The following is a 17,335-nucleotide window of genomic DNA, read 5'->3' on the forward strand; positions in this document are numbered from 1 at the left end:
GTGGGTCGGAAGGCGCTTCACGCCTATTGGGTTGATCGCCTGAGGCGTGACCCGGCTTTCGAGATGGACGACCTCCAGCCTTCCAGCAACGAAATCAGAATCTCCTATTTTACGGGCTCCGGTCTGGTCAATGCGGTTCTAACGCTTAATGGAGTTGGGCAAATCAGGAAGCTTAGCTGCGGCCCCTCAAACTGCGGAGAAGGGTAAAAACGAGCAGGGCTGTACCGGCGTGTTAGGACAAAGCGTGCGGCAATAGGAACTTCGTTAGATTGCCGCTGTTCTTGCGATAGGAGGCGCCGGCATGAGCAATCTGACCATCAAGGAACAACCGGATCGCCTTCATATCGACATGCACCAGGCCGTTGAGGTCAAACTCTGGGCGCGCGCCCTCGGCGTATCCAAGGAAGAGCTTCGAAAGGCCGTTGAAAAGGTCGGCAATTCAGCGGTTGCCGTGCGTAAAGAACTCGGAATCGAGTGGAGCAACGGTGTATGAATCGCGAGATGGAAGAACTGGCAAGTAAAGCCGCCGAATGCGCGAGAGATGCGCGTCATCAGGCCGCCCTTTTACCGGAAGGGCCAATTCGCGACGCACTGCTCGAGAAGGCTAAACAGTACGAAGCAGAAATCCCCGCCGATCCGACCTACACGGCGGCTGCGCAGTGTAAGACCGATTGGGGTGCTACTTCGTAGATCAGCAGGCAAGGACGCGGCCCGCGGTACTTGCGCTGCCGGCGCCTTTCTAGGTGTGCGGACTAGGTGTGGCGACGGATATGGCCAGTCTCGAGAAAGCGCGCCGCCCAAAAATGACCCTGAGCGGCTGGAATATCGCGGTTGTACTCAGTCTTTTGGCCGTAGCGGTTCTGATCGATCGCGACGCTTCTCCGAATGACATCGTATCGACCACGATCCCGACCGAAGAAAATCGTGCCCCCTCGCCGGCCAGCCTGGCCACGGAAGGCGGAGACCGAGGCCGGCGCGCCACGTCGCCCTCCGAGATTCCCCTAAAAGGATGGAAAGATATCCTCAGGCGCGTCTGCGACAATATCGGCGATCACCGTATTCTCGCGCTCGCCGCCGGCATGACCTACTACAGCATTCTGGCGATATTTCCGGCGCTCGCCGCCCTCGTCGCGATTTACGGCTTCTTCTCGGATCCCGGCAGCATCGCCAAGCATCTCGATGACATCTCCGGATTCGCGCCCGGCGGCGCTATCGACGTCGCGCGCGAGCAGCTAACGCGCGTGGCGACGAAATGGGTTTGGAAGTTGAGCTGAAGGCAAAAAGTGGATTTAATCAAGACCACCATAGGGTCGTTACAGCTACCACACTGGCTGATCGTGGTGGGCACATTACTGGTGATCGTCGGCTCGGTTGGACATGCGATCCGTCGGAAGCGATCGAACGACGTCGATAGCGATCCACCTGCCGGGCCAAATCCAGAGTCACGTCCAAACAGGTCACCGCTGCCAGACCTTCCCGACTCCAGACCACGGAATGATAGGCGCTCGAAGGCAGACTAGGGCGGCGCCAGTGATATTCCGCTTCGGATCACCCCGCTCAACCGTCGTTCGCGCCATTACGCTGGATGTACGAGATAACAGCGAAGATCAAGTTCACAGAGAGTTGGTGCGCTTAGGTGCCTCTCCAAAATGCTTCTACCCTAGCCGACCAACACGACCACACCGGTGGCGAGTTCGTGACGACCAGCCTCATTGTTGAGCTGCGTGAACCACCCTCAAACACTGACGCGCAGCATCGATTTCCGCAGCGGTCGCTTCCTTGGACCGCGCCCACGCTTCCGCAGCAGGCGCAGCGTATTTCGCTACGCAATAGCGAATGACCACGCAAGACAATCGGTGAAAGTGCGGCAAGTCGCCAGCATATGTGGGAAAAGCATTCAGGTAGAAAAGAAGAAAAAACGGTACTCCACGCCCAATCATGGCAGTCGCGTCCGTGACACCAAACCTCCAATGGTCTTGCGATGGGTTGGTTCCACCGACTTTGATGCGCAATCCCCCGAGCTGTTCTCGACTTAGTCAGCGATCGTGTACATTGGAACGAGGATCATATGGGCGCCGTTTCTTGTTTGTCGTCGATGGCAGAAGCCCTCGCGCCGGGCTTCGATGCAAAGAGGAGAGCATCAATGAAAGTGCTGTCTGCTTTATCTAAGACCCTGCTTCTCATGGCCCCCACTGCGTTCGCACAGTCGGACGGAGGCCCAAGCGGCGGAGGTTCCGTGACCGGCGATGCCGGAAAGCAACATGGCAGTCAGGCTTCAGAATGAGCAGCCACAGCGACCTCACTAGAAAGCGGGTCATGGGGCTCGACCTCCCGTCACGATGATGCAGCATGCTGACGCATCAACCGTTTTGGGAATACTGCTGGTGATTGCCGGCTGCTATCTCATATTTGCCGCGTGATGCGCGCCCGCAACTTTTGTTGCGTTAATGGTGATGTGGATTCTCTGGCGTTGGCGAAGGTATGTCTTTTGCGACGCTTGACTCAACGTTCTCTGTAACGTCCCTACGGCTAGATCACCGCCAATACAGAGCGAACAATGCCCGCACTCGATTATCTCCGTGCGGAGGTCGAGCGCATGCGCGTGCAGATCGTCCGCCAGCCCAAGGTCGATGCCCTTTTCCCTGGAGCGTGACCGGATGAAGGTTGAGGCGAAGTTGAGTGCCCATCCTGCGTCGGCACGCGCTCCGCCAAACCGATTAGGGGCAAACCATCGCACCGCAGGACCTAATATGGCGACGGTTTCCGACGCCATGGATACTAGAGGAGGACGAACACGGCTTCCGAGTGACTAGCGCCAACGACTAGTTCGTCCGCGGCATTGGAAATGATCACGCCGACGCGAGTTGTGGAGATGGGGCAACCTTTAGGAGGAAGCTCATGAGAACATGTACCATTGCGCTGCTCGTTGCGGGCATTGCGGCAGCCGGTCTGATGACGGCTGAACGGGCTACCGCCCAGAACCAGCAAAGTGAGGCCGACAAGGGCGTGAAGACGCGTAATTCCGGTGAGTCCGGGTACGTGGGAGACCAGAATAATCCTGGAGCGGCTGCAACGCCTCCAGGACGTCCGGCTGCAGCAAACAATGCGGCCGGAGCGAGCAACGCTCCCAGTGCGCAAAGTTCCGGCACCGGAATATCCGGCGCGCCAGGAAACAAGAACGGGCCTGCGCCGGGCCAAAGCACAGTAGGGTCGAGTCCTCAGAACGAGCGCGTACAGCAGCAGGATCCCTCGAACGTACAAGGCTTGCCCGGCAACAAGAGCGGGCCGCCTGCGAAGCGTTAGCGGCTGGGATGTTGCCGTTCCAAAGCCATGGCCGCCCCGACGCGCGACCGGGGCGGCTTCGTGTCGCTACGCGCCTTAGGACGCTTGGCGTTCGCCGCTGTGACGCGATCGTCTGAGATCGAAGTTCCAAAGTGCGGAATGCCCCCAAGGCGATCCCGGTTCGGATCGCGGAGACCCGCTCATCGAGGCCGCTGGACGCTTCCGGCATATCGACAACACGCCAGCAAGGCGGCGCGGGGTTGGAACGGCAGCAAATCTCCGCACGAAATAGGAGCGAAGCTGATTCGAGGCCGTTACCTTACAGCAACTTCCGTGATGGATGAGTGCAAAGCAAGGGAACGGAGATTAACATGAGTGTGAAGGGTGAGATCAAGGAAGGCGCCGGCTACGTCAAGGAGGAACTCAACGAGCACGGCAAGGACCCGGAGAGCAAGCGCAAGGCGCAAGAAGGGCGCGACCTTCGCAACGAAGGCAGGATCGAAGACTGCAAGTCGCCGAAGACGACCCCGCCCGGCAGCGGCCATCCAGAGAAGTAAATTTCGAAGCGCCGCGTCGCGACGCGGCGCTTCCGCATTGATGTAGTGGTTACCAATCCCACGCGATCGGCGGAGATCGATTTTGATTCAAAGCTCCTCGGATGGAGAAGTCATCCTAGTCGTGGAAGACGAGCCGCTCATCATGATGGATGTGATCGACATCCTATACGCTGCCGGCTTCCGGACCGTCGAGGCCAAGAGCGCGGCGGAAGCCATTGCGATCTTGAATTCCCGCGACGACGTCGCCGTCGTCTTCACCGACATCCAGATCGTCGGCGAACCGGACGGGCTTGAACTCGCGCATATCGTGCGGGGGCGCTGGCCCCCGATGGGTTTGGTGTTAACCTCAGGGTACATTTCGCCGGCCGAAAGTGATTTGCCCGTCGGCGGCACCTTCATCGCGAAGCCATACTCACCGCAAGCGCTCGTCAACCAGCTTCGGTCACTCTTGAATTGAAGGCAGGGCGCTCGAACGACGCCGGCTACTCAAGAAGCGTTTACGGATTTCTCGTCAGGATTATTGGTAGTGCCGTCCCTTAGCTTTCGCTGGGCTTCCTACCAGAATTCCTTTTGCCGCCCTTCGGCTCGTCCGGCGATTTCCCAATAATTCGTGGGCACGGATCCGTACTTGCTCTTCAGTCGGGCCAGGCTTTGGACCTACTCATCGATGGAAAACGTGGCCACGCGGGCGTTACACCGGATGGCCACGCTGGCGACTGTCCTGCTCCGGATTCCGTCTCCCTGGATACAATCGAACCGAGGCGGAGTCGTTCCCATTCATCGCCGCCCGGGCCGCTGCCAGCTAGAACTTCACGACGGTCCGCATGCCAAGCACGACGGCATCCTTCAGGGACACCCTCGTGTCGTCCCGATCGGGTTGGTCGCGCCGCCTCCTGGATGGCGGATGACCTGAACGTTCGGCTGCAGGGTGATGCCCGAGCGGACCTCGTATTGATAGACCGCTGTGAGAAGTGTCTCGGATGTCCTGACCGGCCAGAACGGTCCGTTGATCGATTGGAAGTCACGGTCCAGCGCTTGAGCGCTCGGAGACACGTGTGCGTAGGCCGCGGCCAGGTCAAATTTATCGTGCGATCGCGCGTCCATCAGGCCGATCAGCTCGATGCCGGCGTCCGCGTAGAGATCGATCAAATTGCGATTGGGCGGGCTGTAGGAGGCTCGTGCAAAGATGCCGACCCCGCGATCATCATCATGGCCGACGCGATAGAGCTTCTGCTCGAATACACCATAGACCCCGTAATTGCCGGCGAACCGCGCAGGCATGCTCGAGCTCGCAGAGTCGGCAAGCGAAAGCCCCGCGGCGTCGATACGCTCGCTGTCAAACGCACCGAAATGGCGCCAGCCGCCGATCTTGAACTTTCCGTCGAGGCCGGGGTCGCCCTTCTTTGCGTTCCATTGGAACTGCGCCTCGAAGAGCGCAAGGGGTGGATCGTTGACTCTGAAGTTTATGCCATGGCGATCCCGGAGCTGGGGATCGTCTGTGCCGGATCCTGCTGCACTGCCGTCGAAGACGGCGCCGAGCAGCGTGAGATTGTCAGTGACATCAGCGCGCACACGGGCTCCGACGGCGGCAAGCGGGGGCGAAGGACCCCCGCTTGGCATGCTCAGGGCAAAGATACCGGGCCAGCCGAAGGAGGCGTTCGTGAGCACGTCGGTGTATTTCGACGTCGCGAACTCGGAGTCAGCGGCAAGCTGGCCCCCACGGAGAGCAATCTTGTCTCCCCATTTCTTCTCGAACCAGACTTCATAGAGCCGCGTCGTCGGTAACGCCTCGATGCCGCTGACATCGAGATAATTGAACAATGCGCCCCTCGAAAGCCCGCCGCCATCGATCTGAAAGACGTTGCTGTGAAAGCTGATACCGTTAAGCCCGAACAGCTTTTGAAGATCGACATCCATCGCGAAATTGATGCGGTCCTCATAGATCGCGCTCTGTTTGGCGCCCCCGGTGGGATTGCCAAGAAGCTCGCCGATATAGGTGACTGCGAACTTGACACCCTTCTTCTCGAACGGATTGGGAAGAAAGCCGAGGGTTGTTTCCTGCACCGTGCTCTCGCCCGTGTCGGGATCGGCCGGCTTCAGGTCGTCGGTCTTCTTGTCTCCCTGGGCGAGCGCGGGTGCGCACAGCACAATGGCAATCACCAGAATTGTGAAGCAGCGCATCGCGTCAACCGCCGTCCCACTGGATGATGCAGGTTTTGCGGAATGCCTATAATCGGCCGGTTCGCCCACGTAGTGCACTAAACAACCCACAGCGCACTAACCTGCGTTAGCGACGCCGAAGCCGCGACGGGCCCGGGATCGGTTACAATGACGCTCTGGAGGACGAATTGACAGGGTTGAAACGCGCGACACGCTCAAGGAAACCTGAGATCAGGACAGCATTCTGAAGCGTAGGGGCCCGTCCTGATCACGGGTGCGTCCGACGACGGCCTGTACGGCATCGGCACTTTACAGCCAGGCGGGCGCGCAACTCGGTTTCGGCGTCGGCCGGACCATGCTGATCACCTATCCACCCGCCCCCCTTCGTTGAAGTATCCGTAGTTGGTACACTTGGTCGTGCGGACGGATCTCCTACCGAAATTTTCGCGGCCTGATCGTCGGGTTCACGTGCGGAAAAAGATCATCCATACGGCGCCCAGGACGATTACGGCAAGGGCGAGGCTGATCGTCAGGAGTTTGAGCACGCTTGGACCAGGTTCGGCCTGTCGCGCTTCCGTGGTGGTCTCGACGATCTGTCCGTTTTGCTGTTTGACCATCTCGGATTTCTTTCGGTGACGTGTGGCAACGACAGCGCAGCCCGATCGTTCCTCGGTAGGAACTTGCGATACGGCTTCGCGTTGGCCGAGCTAACGAGGAGGCCTCGGATGGCAAAAGAATTCGATCCCGCACCACACGACAAACACGCAGACGCAGACATTCCGGCGAAGAAACAGCATGACCGCGATAAACACGGAGATCTTGACGAGGGCCTAAAGGACAGCTTTCCAGCGTCAGATCCGGCCAGTAGCGTTCAACCCGCGAAGTCGAAGCCGGATTCCAAATAACTTTACGGACACGACAAGCGTTTCAAGGCTGCCCGGTGCCGCCGGCCACGCTATAGACGGCGCCCGTCGTGTAACTGGCATCGGCCGCGGCGAGCTGCACATAGATCGAAGTAAGTTCGGCCGGCTGGCCCGGTCGACCAAAGCTGCTTTGGCTGCCGAACTTCTCGAGCTTTTCCATGCTCGCACCGCCGGATACCTGAAGCGGCGTCCAAATTAGACCGCCACGCCGCAGACCTGGATGCCTTTCGGAGCGAGCTGCTTGGCAAGCGACTTGACGTAATTCATGGTCGCGGCTTGGTGGCATCGAAGGCCTCGTCCGTAATGAGGTCGTTGAAAATTCTGCCAGCGCGTTCCTGACAACCGGTAGTACTGCCATTTGCTATCGATCGAACGAAATTCGGCATCCCCATCAAACACCGCCCCAATCCAGCTCCAAACCTTGGATGTCGAACTCGGTTGCCGGGTCGTCCAATAGGCCGAGCGAACGTCTTTGCCGTTCAAGAACCAGGTCATGGCGTCAATCTTCTCGCGCAGGTCAATTACCTCTCTGCTTGAGACGTATTTCTAAGATGCAGTTGCGATTGATTTGCGTTTCTTGCTGCGATATTTCGCGGTCGGCCTTGCGCGAGATTTTTTGATGGCTCTCTTTCTCAGCGTAGAACTTTGGCCGGCCTCCTTATTCAGCAATCCGGGCCGCGTTGGCCTGGCCTTCTTGTAGAGCTTACCCAGTTCCAGCAGCAAAACAGCCTGTGAGGATACCGCGAGCTTTTTAACGTTTTCGACCAAATGGGTTTCCGGGCGCTTCTTTGCTTTCCGCGTTTTCTTTGCCATCGATGGCTCCCTTCAAGGACGAGCAAGACTTGAATCCCGACTACCCGTCAAACGACCATCGAACACAAAAGGCTACCGACATGTGCCGAGAGCCTTCGTCGCCATCAGGGCTACGTAGAGCCTAGTGATGCCAGAACAACGCAATCAGCAGAATTACAGGTAGTGGCACACCCAACAGCCAAAGGATGGCGCCCTTTCCGAAATCCATGATGTCCTCCTGAATTGTGCATTGGCAACTCGGAGTTAGCAGGATAGTTCCGCAACTGACGGAACTCCCGCTTGCGGTGATGAATGACAATATCGAAATCGCCCTCTTCAATGCCGGCATCCACGATGTGATGTTTAAGAACAAGAACTTCGAATCAATACGTCAGATCGGCAAATTGTCTGTCATACCAGGCGGCACCTCGCCCACGTCTTTGGCTTCAGCAAGAAGTTCTTTCTCGGCCTCGTACCAGAATGCATCCATTTTACCTGAGGGCTCTCCGGCTTTCTCCCAAAGGTCATAAGCCCGCTTTCGAATTTCTTCCTCGGTCACAACAGCCATCTCACTCTCCCTTTCACAACCAAAGCTTGGCGCGGCCGACGAGTTCCAGTCCAGCTTTCGATCAGCGTCGGCGGCGTGCGCCCGCGCAAAATCGAACTTAGAAGCTCACACTCGCACGGCGCGCTAGATCACGCAGCCAAACACCTAGGCACCGCCCTTCTGCGTGGACGTGGAAAGTGAGCCGCCCTTTCGAGCCCAACTCGCTCAATCACCGCGCGGATGCGGGCCAACCGAGGAAAGCGGTTGCTTTGTAGTCGAGAAGGCTGACAACGCCGACCATGTCACCGACGAGATCAACAAAGGTGTACTGATCGATGTCGGGTGGCTTGCCGGTCCGACCATAGCCACACCTATCTGGGGCTACGGCGTCATAACCCGCTTCAGCAGGGGCCTTCAGCTGGTGCCGCCGAGAGCACCACGGCTCAGGGAGCCGCGGCGGAGCAGTATTTGAAACTGGTGCCAGCTTCAGCAATGTGCCGCGGGATCCCGTTGCCCTCGATGGCGCAGTGCAGATATCCATTGACGCCTCGAAAATCTCAATCGGCCGCAGCACTTCGTCAGATCAGAATGTTGGCGTGACCATCCAACCGTGGTTAAACCGGCCCGGATCAGTAATATGCCCGAAATGGGTCAAGCATTGACATGAACCTTAGGGCGCGCACGACCTCCGGCAAGGTACGACGATCACGGGCGGTCCGCTCGCTGGCTCCGGCCAGCGTGATGTTGGCGATGTGTTCGTCTGCAGACCGATCCAGTCGCGGCGCTCCGACCTGAGAAGGCAAGACACACGGAGCCAAGACATTCCGCGAGGCGTCATGCCGGGTGCGCCTACCGGCGAGAGGCAAGGGTTGGACCCGGAGATTTTGCTTCATCGGCGGGGCCCCTCTGCAGCGCCGCTCGCCGTTCGGCGACGGCATGATCGAACAGTTCAAGGACCAGTCCGAATGCGGCCAAGTCATCTTGTTCGATCGCTCCATCATCATAGCACTTTAGTGTTTCGCCGATGATCGCGTCGACTTCCCGTTGCGATGTCAGAAGGTCTTGTTCGGATCCGGCATCGCGAAGCTCCGAGACCACGGCGAGAATTCGGTTCCGATGGCTGGTGGTGTCGTCCCGGCCGTCCCGGTTCAGATAGCGACGCAGCCAGGCGGCGGCCGAACCGATCCCGGAAAGAAGAAGCAATGCGAACCAGAAGTAGTCGCTGTACTTGTCCAGAAAGGTCCGTTCGGTCCCGTTAATGACCGCCGCAGCGCCCCGGTGCACGGAGGGCTCCGCCTCTTTTTCCGTCTCGGGCTTCGTGATGTGCGCGGCGCCGGCGACGCGTTGCGTGATCGTGTCGCGGACGGCGAAAAGCTGCCGGTAGAAGGCCGCCGCCTTGGCTTCTGACAGTTCTTTCCTGGCCAGGATCAGATGGTTGACGCTGATGGTGTCGATCTTGTCCTCGGGCCAGGCTGGGTTCGCGTTAAAGACGCTGCCCGGAATCTCCTCGGCTTCGTAGCGGGCGTGCTTCAGCGCGATGGCCTCGGATGTCTCGACCGGAAGAAACTTCGGAGCGCCGCGCGATCGCGAGGTCGCGGCGATCGCGGCGACGGTGATCCGGCTGTCGAGCGGGCCGACGGCGAGATAGGCGTCGATAGTGGCGTCCTGCGCAAGCTTTTCGATCTCGTCCGTCCTGAATTGGATCGTAGTAACCTTGTCCGGCTCCACGCCGGAAGCGACGAGAATGATCCGCAGCAGTTCGAGGTTTGCTCCGGTCCTTCCGATGATGGCTACCTTGCGCCGCACCAGATCGGCGATCTCTCCGACATTCCCGGTGGCCTTTTTCTTGGAATTTTTCCGAGATCCCCCGGTAGGCGACCAAAGCACGACGTAGTCTTTGCGCAGGACCGCGAGCGTCTGCGCGTCGGCCGGCATGTCGAGGTCGCCGCGACCTATCGCAAGGTCGGCTTTGCCGGCGTCCAGCAGAGCCAAGGATTCGGCCGCCCCCTCGGTCGTGATCGGTGAGAGCCGCATGGTCCTGCTTTCGTCGCCGAAAGCTTCGGCCATCGCCTGGACCACCTGTTGATCGTCGCTGCCTGCGGGCCCGACGGCGATCCGGAGGGTCTCGGGCTGCACGACGTAGAAGAGGGCGGCCGCAGCAGCGCCGAAAACGACAAATCCCAAAGCCAGCACGATTAAGAGCCTTCGTTGGTGTCGATCCTGGGCAGTTCTGGTCGGGCGATCGGACGGTGACATCGGCAAAACCTACCTGAACGAACGTCTGCTTCGGCGCGTCCCCGGGAACTTGGACGAACCGGAGTCCGACCGGAATGTTCCGTACGGGTGAGAATGAGTTCACGAAGGGTCCGAATTCGACCGCGAACGACCACCTCTTCGCGCCGATAGCGAACCGGCCACAGTGAGGAGCACGTCAGCGAACGACGACGAGAGCAGCCAGACCGTCGGCGGGGCCCGAGAATGGGATCTGGCTAAGCCGGCGCTGACGTGGGCTGCCGCCGTACGCCATCGCCACGCCAAGTCCGCCACTCCGACTAGTCGAACTGTGTCGCTGCGACAGGACGGAAGACCCATTCTCGCCACACCGTCAACAGGGTCGCCATCACGACCGACCCCAGGAACAGGCCGATGAGGCCGAAGGCTGCCAGCCGAAGATCTCGACGAAGGCGAATAGAAACGGTAGGCGAGCCGAGCCACCGACCAGCACCGGCGACACGAAATGATCGCCGGCGAGCATAATCACCGCTCCCCAGCAGAACACGCCAACCGCCGCGGCTTCGTTTCTGTTCGACATCAAGGTAAGCGCCGCCGCGAACTGGGCGAACAGGAAGCAAAGAAACCGCCGCGTCGAATTCCCTACCGGATGGTAGGAACCTATCGTTGCACCCCCTGTTGCGTCTGCATGACATCACCGGCACGCTGCCGCGGGAGCCGTCTTCGATGGCCGAAGATGAAATTGATCCCAACATTGTTTTGCGACGAAGCCAGAGTCATCAAGAGCCAATCGGACCGGGACGCTCGATCCGCGAGCAACCCGTCTCCAGCAGCTGGCTTCGTCCAGCGAAAATGTGACATGCGCCTACTGAAAAAACGTTCTCCATCGCTGGCGGTCAGCGCCGTTCGTGCTCTGAGGGAATATCCGGTGGCGTCCGCCGCTGTCGCGGCGGTCGGCTTGATGGTTGCCGCTGCGGTCGTCAATCAACGACTTGCCGACAAGGCCCAACGCGATCATCCGCCGCAAGGACGCTTCATCGAAATCGATGGTGTCCGACTGCACTATGTCGAACGCGGGTCCGGCCGGCCACTGGTTCTGCTTCATGGCAACGGCAGCATGATCCAGGATTTTGAAACAAGTGGCCTCATCGATCTTGCCGCCAGGCACTACCGCGTAATCGTATTTGATCGCCCGGGCTTCGGCCACAGCTTGAGACCCCGCAATGTCGTATGGACCCCCGCGGCCCAGGCCGATCTCTTCAGGGACGCGCTTGCATACCTGGGCGTCGACAAGGCGATCGTGCTCGGACATTCCTGGGGCGCTTCCGTTGCAGTTGCCTTGGCAAGCAAGCACCCTTCGATGGTCGAAGCGCTAATACTGGCCTCGGGTTACTATTTCCCGACGGCGCGCCCCGACGCGATCATGGCGATGGCCGGGCCGGCCATACCCGGATTCGGCGATATCCTTAGTCACACAATCTCGCCGATCCTCAGCCGCCTGATGTGGCCCGCGATGCTTCGGCAGCTTTTCGGACCCAAATCCGTCCCGCATAAATTCGACCGCTTTCCGAAATCATTGGCCGTGCGTCCATCGCAACTTCGCGCCAGCGCCGCCGAAGCTGCGCTGATGGTCCCCGCGGCGATCCTGTCCGCGAAGACTTACGGTGAATTGGCCATGCCAGTCGTCATCCTGGCAGGTGAGGACGATCGCATTATCGACATCGACGAGCAGTCCGGCAGGCTGCATGACGAGATCAAGCACAGTAAGATGCACCGCCTCCCGAGAGCCGGCCATATGATCCAGCAGTCGGATACGGCCGACCTGATGGCAGCGGTCGACGAAGCCGCGGCGGAAACGCTGCATTGAAAATGTTCTAAGAACTGATCACGGCGCGAGTGGTGTAAGGCCTTTACCGGGACTTCGCGGACCGGGAGTAGCCATCCTCTATAGGTGAGGCTGTTTCCGGCTGTTGTACAGGCTTTAGGCCACAGTCTCCTTCCGCGCCCTCCCCGCAGGAGGTGAACACGGTCAGGGTCATGACTTCTAATCGCTTTGCCGGGTTGCCACAAAATGGCCAGTCTTCTCCCCGCGGGGATCGCCTCACCCAAAAAACGCAGGCGAGCCAGGCCGCCGGCAAGGAAAAGGCCTTCCGGCGCGTGAAGCGCGTCTTGTACTCGTCGACTGTCGGCTTGCCCGCGCTTGGCTCCGCTGCAGAGCGAGCTTTTCTTCATCTTTCCGGCGTGCCACGAGATCACGCTGTCGATATGTCATGCCCTCTTCAACAAAATAGCGACCGTGAAAGCACTGGCGGAACGATTCCGAGTCCTGTGCCTTTGACTCTGTCAAAGGATACCTCGACCCTCTTCGAACACGAGGCCAACACATGGCTGACGCAGCGCCCAAACCGGCCGCCAAGTCCGTTCCAAAGCCCCGCGACCAGCACTTGCGTGACATGGCCGATTGCATCCGATTTCTCTCCATGGACGCCGTTCAGCACGCCAAGAGCGGCCACCCCGGCGCCCCCATGGGAATGGCCGACATTGCAACAGTCCTGTTTAGGGACTTCATGCAGTTTGACGCGGGCGACCCCCATTGGTTCGATCGGGACCGGTTCGTGCTCTCGAACGGCCATGCCTCCATGCTGCTGTACAGCCTGCTGTATCTGACCGGTTACCAGGACATGACCCTGGATGAGTTGAAGCGCTTCCGGCAGATCGACAGTAAGACCGCGGGTCATCCCGAGTACAAGCACGCCGACGGCATCGAGACGACTACCGGCCCCCTAGGCCAGGGCATAGGCAACTCGGTCGGATTCGCGCTCGCCGAGCGCGTCCTGAACGCCAAGTTCGGCGACGACCTCTGCAGCCATTTCACCTACGTTTTCATGGGCGACGGCTGCCTGATGGAGGGTGTCAGCGAGGAAGCGATCTCGATGGCGGGCCATTACAAGCTCGGCCGCCTGATCGCGTTCTGGGACAACAATTCGATCACGATCGACGGCCCTACCCGCCTGGCGGTTTCCGACACCGAGATACAACGTTTCCACGCATCCGGCTGGCATGTCCAGGAAATCGACGGGCATGACACCGACGCGATCCACGAGGCCATCACCGCCGCCCGCGCCGTCACCGACAAGCCATCCTTGATCGCTTGCAAGACCATCATCGGTTTCGGCTTCCCGACGATTGCAGGAACCGAGAGAGCACACAGCGACGCTCCGGGCGAAGAGGAGATCGCCGGCGCGCGCAATATCCTGGGATGGGATTCGCCGCCTTTCGTGATCCCCGAACCGCTGCTACGCGAGTGGCGCGAGATCGGTGCCCAGGGCCGCAAAGCACGCATGGCGTGGGCTGATCGGGTCAAGGCCGCTCCGGCTGAACTGCGCGTGGAGTTCGAGCGCCGCAACGACGGTAAGCTGCCAGTCGACTGGCCGAAGGCGATTGCAGTGGCCCGCGCCGAATTCATCGTCAGCGGCAAAGACGTGGCGACGCGCGCCGCAAGCGGCGCCGTTCTCAACCATCTGGCACCGATGATACCCGAATTGCTGGGAGGCTCGGCGGACCTCACGACCTCGAACGTCACCAAGGCCCAGTCCATGGTCGAGATCGAGCCCGGCGAGTACGGCGGCACGTACGTGCATTATGGCGTCCGCGAACACGGCATGGCCGCCGCCATGAACGGCATCGCGCTTCATGGTGGCCTGATCCCATATGGCGGCACGTTCCTCTGCTTTTCGGACTACTGCCGTCCCTCGATCCGCCTCGCCGCCCTGATGCGTATCCGGACGATCTTCGTCATGACGCACGACTCCATCGGCCTTGGCGAGGACGGTCCGACCCACCAGCCGGTCGAACAGCTGGCAGCGCTTCGCGCCATTCCACATTTGGCGGTCTACCGACCAGGCGACCCCATCGAGACCGCGGAATGCTGGGAGGCGATCCTGAGCACGCCCCGCCAGACCGCCCTGCTCGCCCTGTCCCGTCAGCCGATGCCCCTGCTGCGGCACGAGCCCGGCAGCGAGAACAAGTCTGCCAGAGGCGGCTACGTTCTGAAGGAGGCCGAGGGAGGCGAGCGCAAGCTGACCATCCTAGGCACCGGCTCGGAAGTTCATCTCGCCGTTCAAGCGCGCGAACTTCTTCAAAACGAAGGCATTCCGACCGCCGTCGTCTCCATGCCGTGCCGCCTGCTGTTCGAACAACAGGATGCAGCGTACAGGGACGCCGTGCTCGGCAGGACACGGGCGCGCGTTGCGGTCGAAGCCGCGGTGGAGCTCGGTTGGGAGCGTTACACCGGCCTCGATGGCCGTTTCGTCGGTATGCACTCGTTCGGCGCCTCCGGAAAGATCCACGACGTCTATATGAAGTTCGACATTACTGCCGAGGCGGTCGTGCGCGCCGCCCGAGAGTCGCTGGCCGCCGCCGCGCCCCGGTAATCGAATGCGTCCGACGATAACGAAGTCAAGAGCGCCGGTTCGGTACATTTGCAGCTGTTCGATGCTGCCTGCGGCATGGAGCTAGAAGGGTCGTCTCCAAAGACATCCGCAGCGTGGTGGATCAGTGCGGCTAGCGCAAGTGCTCGCTAACCGTGACCAGCGCGCCGAAGCGAAACCGGGACGACGTCACCTGTAAAGGTTGGTAAAGGGAATTGAAACGCAAACCCACTGCGACATTGGAAGCTCTTTCCTAGTCTTCCGGGGTTTTGCTGATTGGCAGCCAAGAAAGGCTTATCTCGACCACTGCCGCAGGTATGCGACGCAGGTGCCGGCCTAGATTCGCGGCTTCCTCTATCCGTTCGGCCGGAACATCGCGAGTTCTGAGAGGTTCAAGTCAGTTGATGTCCGAAAAACCAAGTAGTCCAGAGACAGCGCGCGTAGGGTGAACCGCGGCTTTGGCCTGCGCCGGAAGCAACAAATGGAAACGCCAGCCCAGATCAAGCTGACACAGCCGCGGGGCACGGCCTTGATCAATATGAGTGTGGCCGCGCTCATCGTCGCGGGGCTCTACTTTGGCCGCGAAATCTTCGTTCCCGTTGCCTTGGCTGTCCTTCTTAGCTTCGTGCTCGCCCCCTTCGTCAGTCGCTTGCAGTCGCTGAGGCTGCCGCGCGTTGTCGCCGTGTTTGCGGTTGTTGTCTTCGGGTTCGCGATCATCTTTAGCCTCGGGGGCCTGATGGTCACGCAAGCGAGCAGACTTGCGGAAGCGCTGCCGGGCTATGAGCAGACGCTTCGAAACAAGATTGAAACCTTGCGAGGAATAACCGGCGGGGGCACGAGTACGCTGCAGCGAGCATCAGAGGTCCTGAATGATCTCAAGACGGAGCTTCAGAATACGAAAGCGAGTAGCCCACCGAGCACCACTGTCCTTCAGCAGCCATCAGACAGCAAACCGATTCCTGTCGAGGTCAGGCAGCCGGATCCGGGCGCCTTGAACACGCTGGTAGCCATAATCGCACCTCTGGTATCGCCGCTTACGACGACTGGCATCGTGGTCGTCTTCGTGATCTTCATCTTGCTCCAGCGTCAGGATCTAAGGAATCGTTTCGTCCGCCTGGCGGGGTCGGACGACATCCAACGGACCACTGCGGCGCTGGACGAGGCTGGGGAGAGACTAAGCCGGCTCTTCCTGACGCAGATTGCGTTCAACGCCGCCTTCGGCGTAGCGATCGGCGTAGGCCTGCAGCTCATCGGCGTGCCCTCGGCTCCTTTGTGGGGACTCGTCGCCATGATCCTGCGCTTCGTGCCATATGTCGGCGCGTTCATCTCGGCGGTCTTTCCACTTATTCTCGCAGCTGCGGCAGGATCCGACTGGGAAATGCTGCTGCTGACCGCGGTCCTGTTCGTCATCCTGGAGCTTTTGGCGGGACAAGTTCTTGAACCCGTGATCTTCGGACATAGCTCTGGCCTGTCGCCGGTCGCGATAATCGTGGCGGCGTCGTTCTGGACCTGGCTGTGGGGTCCTGTCGGATTGGTGCTCGCGACGCCCCTTACTATCTGTCTCGTGGTCGTCGGTCGTCATGTCGACCGGTTGCAGTTTCTCGACATCATGCTGGGCGATCAGCCCGCGTTGACGCCGTCGCAACTGATCTATCAACGCATGCTGGCCGGGGACCCGATCGAGGCTGCCGAACAAGCCCGTGAATACCTAAAGACCGCCCCTCTCAAGGAATACTACGATTCCGTGGTGACAGGCGGGCTCGGACTGGCTGCAGCAGACAATCGGCTCGGGCATCTTGATGCTGAACGGCTCGATCGGATAACGGATACGGTGCGTGAATTGGTTGACGACCTTGAAGGACACGAAGACGCATTGGTCGCCGAACAAGCTTCCTCCAACGTCAACTTTCCCCTTGCAACGCTCGAGGCCGTCGAATCGGGTAAGGATGAGACAAGACTTGGTCGCGTGTGGCGCGCCCCGCGATCGATCCTTTGCATTCCGGGATTCAGCAAGCTCGATGAAGCGGCAGCGATCGTTCTTGCGCAGCTACTTAAGCGTCGGGGCTACGGCGCATTTGCTGAGCAATACGATGCGATGTCGGTATCCAAGTTCTTCTCGCTGGATCTCACCGGGACGGAGCTCGTGTGCATTTGCTATGCTGATCGACCGTCGAACGCCAAGCTTCACTATGCGGTTCGTAGGTTGACCAAAAGGACAAAATCAGCCTCCGTTATGGCCTTGTTTCTCGGGCCTGCGGCGGGAGAGTTGGACAAGGTGCCCGGCCTGTTTGCAACGACGGAGACCTTCGCAACCGCGCTCGATGCAGCGGAGCAGAAGGCAAGGGCTGACCTTGCGGCCCCGACGGGCGCGGCGGACGGGGGCCAGCCGGTGGTTATTTTTGCGGGATAGCG

16 protein-coding genes and 1 pseudogene are annotated in these 17,335 nt (G+C 59.9%); 10 read left to right on the forward strand and 7 right to left on the reverse strand.

The genetic code is table 11. The annotated features are described in order from the left end of the window. Window positions 1-301: 301 nt before the first annotated feature. The 6 genes from BraRD5C2_RS17860 (at window position 302) to BraRD5C2_RS17890 (ending at window position 4,296) form a co-directional block, all read left to right on the forward strand. Window positions 302-493, forward strand: a complete 192-nt coding sequence (locus BraRD5C2_RS17860; RefSeq protein ID WP_223970063.1) for a DUF3606 domain-containing protein — start codon at window positions 302-304, stop codon at window positions 491-493. Continuing rightward, on the forward strand, window positions 490-690 hold the full coding sequence (locus BraRD5C2_RS17865; protein ID WP_223970064.1) for a hypothetical protein: 201 nt from the start codon (window positions 490-492) through the stop codon (window positions 688-690). Before BraRD5C2_RS17860 ends, BraRD5C2_RS17865 begins: the two co-directional genes overlap by 4 nt. 80 nt (window positions 691-770) lie before the next feature. Next, on the forward strand, window positions 771-1,274 hold the full coding sequence (locus BraRD5C2_RS17870) for a YihY/virulence factor BrkB family protein (protein ID WP_308444431.1): 504 nt from the start codon (window positions 771-773) through the stop codon (window positions 1,272-1,274). 1,765 nt (window positions 1,275-3,039) lie between these two features. Further along, the gene (locus BraRD5C2_RS17880; protein ID WP_374708017.1) at window positions 3,040-3,303 is read left to right on the forward strand and encodes a hypothetical protein; all 264 of its coding nucleotides are present in this window, start codon (window positions 3,040-3,042) and stop codon (window positions 3,301-3,303) included. A gap of 350 nt (window positions 3,304-3,653) precedes the next feature. Then, window positions 3,654-3,839, forward strand: a complete 186-nt coding sequence (locus tag BraRD5C2_RS17885; protein WP_223970068.1) for a hypothetical protein — start codon at window positions 3,654-3,656, stop codon at window positions 3,837-3,839. 121 nt (window positions 3,840-3,960) lie between these two features. After that, window positions 3,961-4,296 carry a response regulator gene (locus BraRD5C2_RS17890; RefSeq protein ID WP_223970070.1) on the forward strand — a complete coding sequence of 112 codons (336 nt, stop codon included), beginning with the start codon at window positions 3,961-3,963 and terminating at the stop codon, window positions 4,294-4,296. A 389-nt stretch (window positions 4,297-4,685) separates the two neighbouring features. Here BraRD5C2_RS17890 and BraRD5C2_RS17895 read toward each other — a convergent pair whose 3' ends face one another. Together BraRD5C2_RS17895 and BraRD5C2_RS17900 are read right to left on the reverse strand one after the other, a co-directional pair. Further along, a complete protein-coding gene (locus tag BraRD5C2_RS17895; RefSeq protein WP_223970072.1) occupies window positions 4,686-6,020 on the reverse strand; it encodes a carbohydrate porin in 1,335 nt (444 codons plus the stop codon). A gap of 443 nt (window positions 6,021-6,463) precedes the next feature. Then, window positions 6,464-6,616: a hypothetical protein gene (locus tag BraRD5C2_RS17900; protein ID WP_223970074.1), complete on the reverse strand. Its 153-nt coding sequence runs from the start codon at window positions 6,614-6,616 to the stop codon at window positions 6,464-6,466. A gap of 108 nt (window positions 6,617-6,724) precedes the next feature. On the opposite strand from BraRD5C2_RS17900, the gene BraRD5C2_RS17905 reads away from it, so the two are divergent. Next, window positions 6,725-6,904, forward strand: coding sequence for a hypothetical protein (locus BraRD5C2_RS17905; protein WP_223970076.1), 180 nt, complete (start codon window positions 6,725-6,727; stop codon window positions 6,902-6,904). A gap of 22 nt (window positions 6,905-6,926) precedes the next feature. On the opposite strand, the pseudogene BraRD5C2_RS17910 reads toward BraRD5C2_RS17905, so the two are convergent. From BraRD5C2_RS17910 to BraRD5C2_RS17930, 5 genes and pseudogenes are all read right to left on the reverse strand, one after another. Beyond that, window positions 6,927-7,201, reverse strand: a pseudogene (locus BraRD5C2_RS17910) (SDR family oxidoreductase); the annotation flags it as partial. 267 nt (window positions 7,202-7,468) lie between these two features. After that, complete coding sequence (locus BraRD5C2_RS17915; RefSeq protein ID WP_223970078.1) at window positions 7,469-7,735, reverse strand: hypothetical protein; 267 nt, start codon at window positions 7,733-7,735, stop codon at window positions 7,469-7,471. Window positions 7,736-8,105: 370 nt separating this feature from the next. Continuing rightward, window positions 8,106-8,282 (reverse strand): DUF2934 domain-containing protein, encoded by a 177-nt coding sequence (locus BraRD5C2_RS17920; protein ID WP_223970080.1) that lies wholly within the window; start codon window positions 8,280-8,282, stop codon window positions 8,106-8,108. A gap of 828 nt (window positions 8,283-9,110) precedes the next feature. Next, window positions 9,111-10,517 (reverse strand): TAXI family TRAP transporter solute-binding subunit, encoded by a 1,407-nt coding sequence (locus BraRD5C2_RS17925; RefSeq protein ID WP_223970082.1) that lies wholly within the window; start codon window positions 10,515-10,517, stop codon window positions 9,111-9,113. A gap of 364 nt (window positions 10,518-10,881) precedes the next feature. Further along, entirely contained in the window at window positions 10,882-11,073 is a 192-nt protein-coding gene (locus tag BraRD5C2_RS17930) for a hypothetical protein (RefSeq protein ID WP_223970083.1), read from the reverse strand. Between the two features lie 279 nt (window positions 11,074-11,352). Between BraRD5C2_RS17930 and BraRD5C2_RS17935 the strand changes: the two genes are divergently transcribed. From BraRD5C2_RS17935 to BraRD5C2_RS17945, 3 genes are all read left to right on the forward strand, one after another. Further along, window positions 11,353-12,360: an alpha/beta fold hydrolase gene (locus tag BraRD5C2_RS17935; RefSeq protein ID WP_223970114.1), complete on the forward strand. Its 1,008-nt coding sequence runs from the start codon at window positions 11,353-11,355 to the stop codon at window positions 12,358-12,360. Between the two features lie 517 nt (window positions 12,361-12,877). Further along, complete coding sequence (gene tkt, locus BraRD5C2_RS17940; RefSeq protein ID WP_223970085.1) at window positions 12,878-14,926, forward strand: transketolase; 2,049 nt, start codon at window positions 12,878-12,880, stop codon at window positions 14,924-14,926. A gap of 478 nt (window positions 14,927-15,404) precedes the next feature. Beyond that, window positions 15,405-17,333, forward strand: coding sequence for an AI-2E family transporter (locus tag BraRD5C2_RS17945; RefSeq protein WP_223970087.1), 1,929 nt, complete (start codon window positions 15,405-15,407; stop codon window positions 17,331-17,333). Window positions 17,334-17,335: the final 2 nt, after the last annotated feature.

This window comes from Bradyrhizobium sp. RD5-C2, from assembly GCF_019972155.1.
In the GTDB taxonomy this organism is placed as follows: Bacteria; Pseudomonadota; Alphaproteobacteria; order Rhizobiales; family Xanthobacteraceae; genus Bradyrhizobium.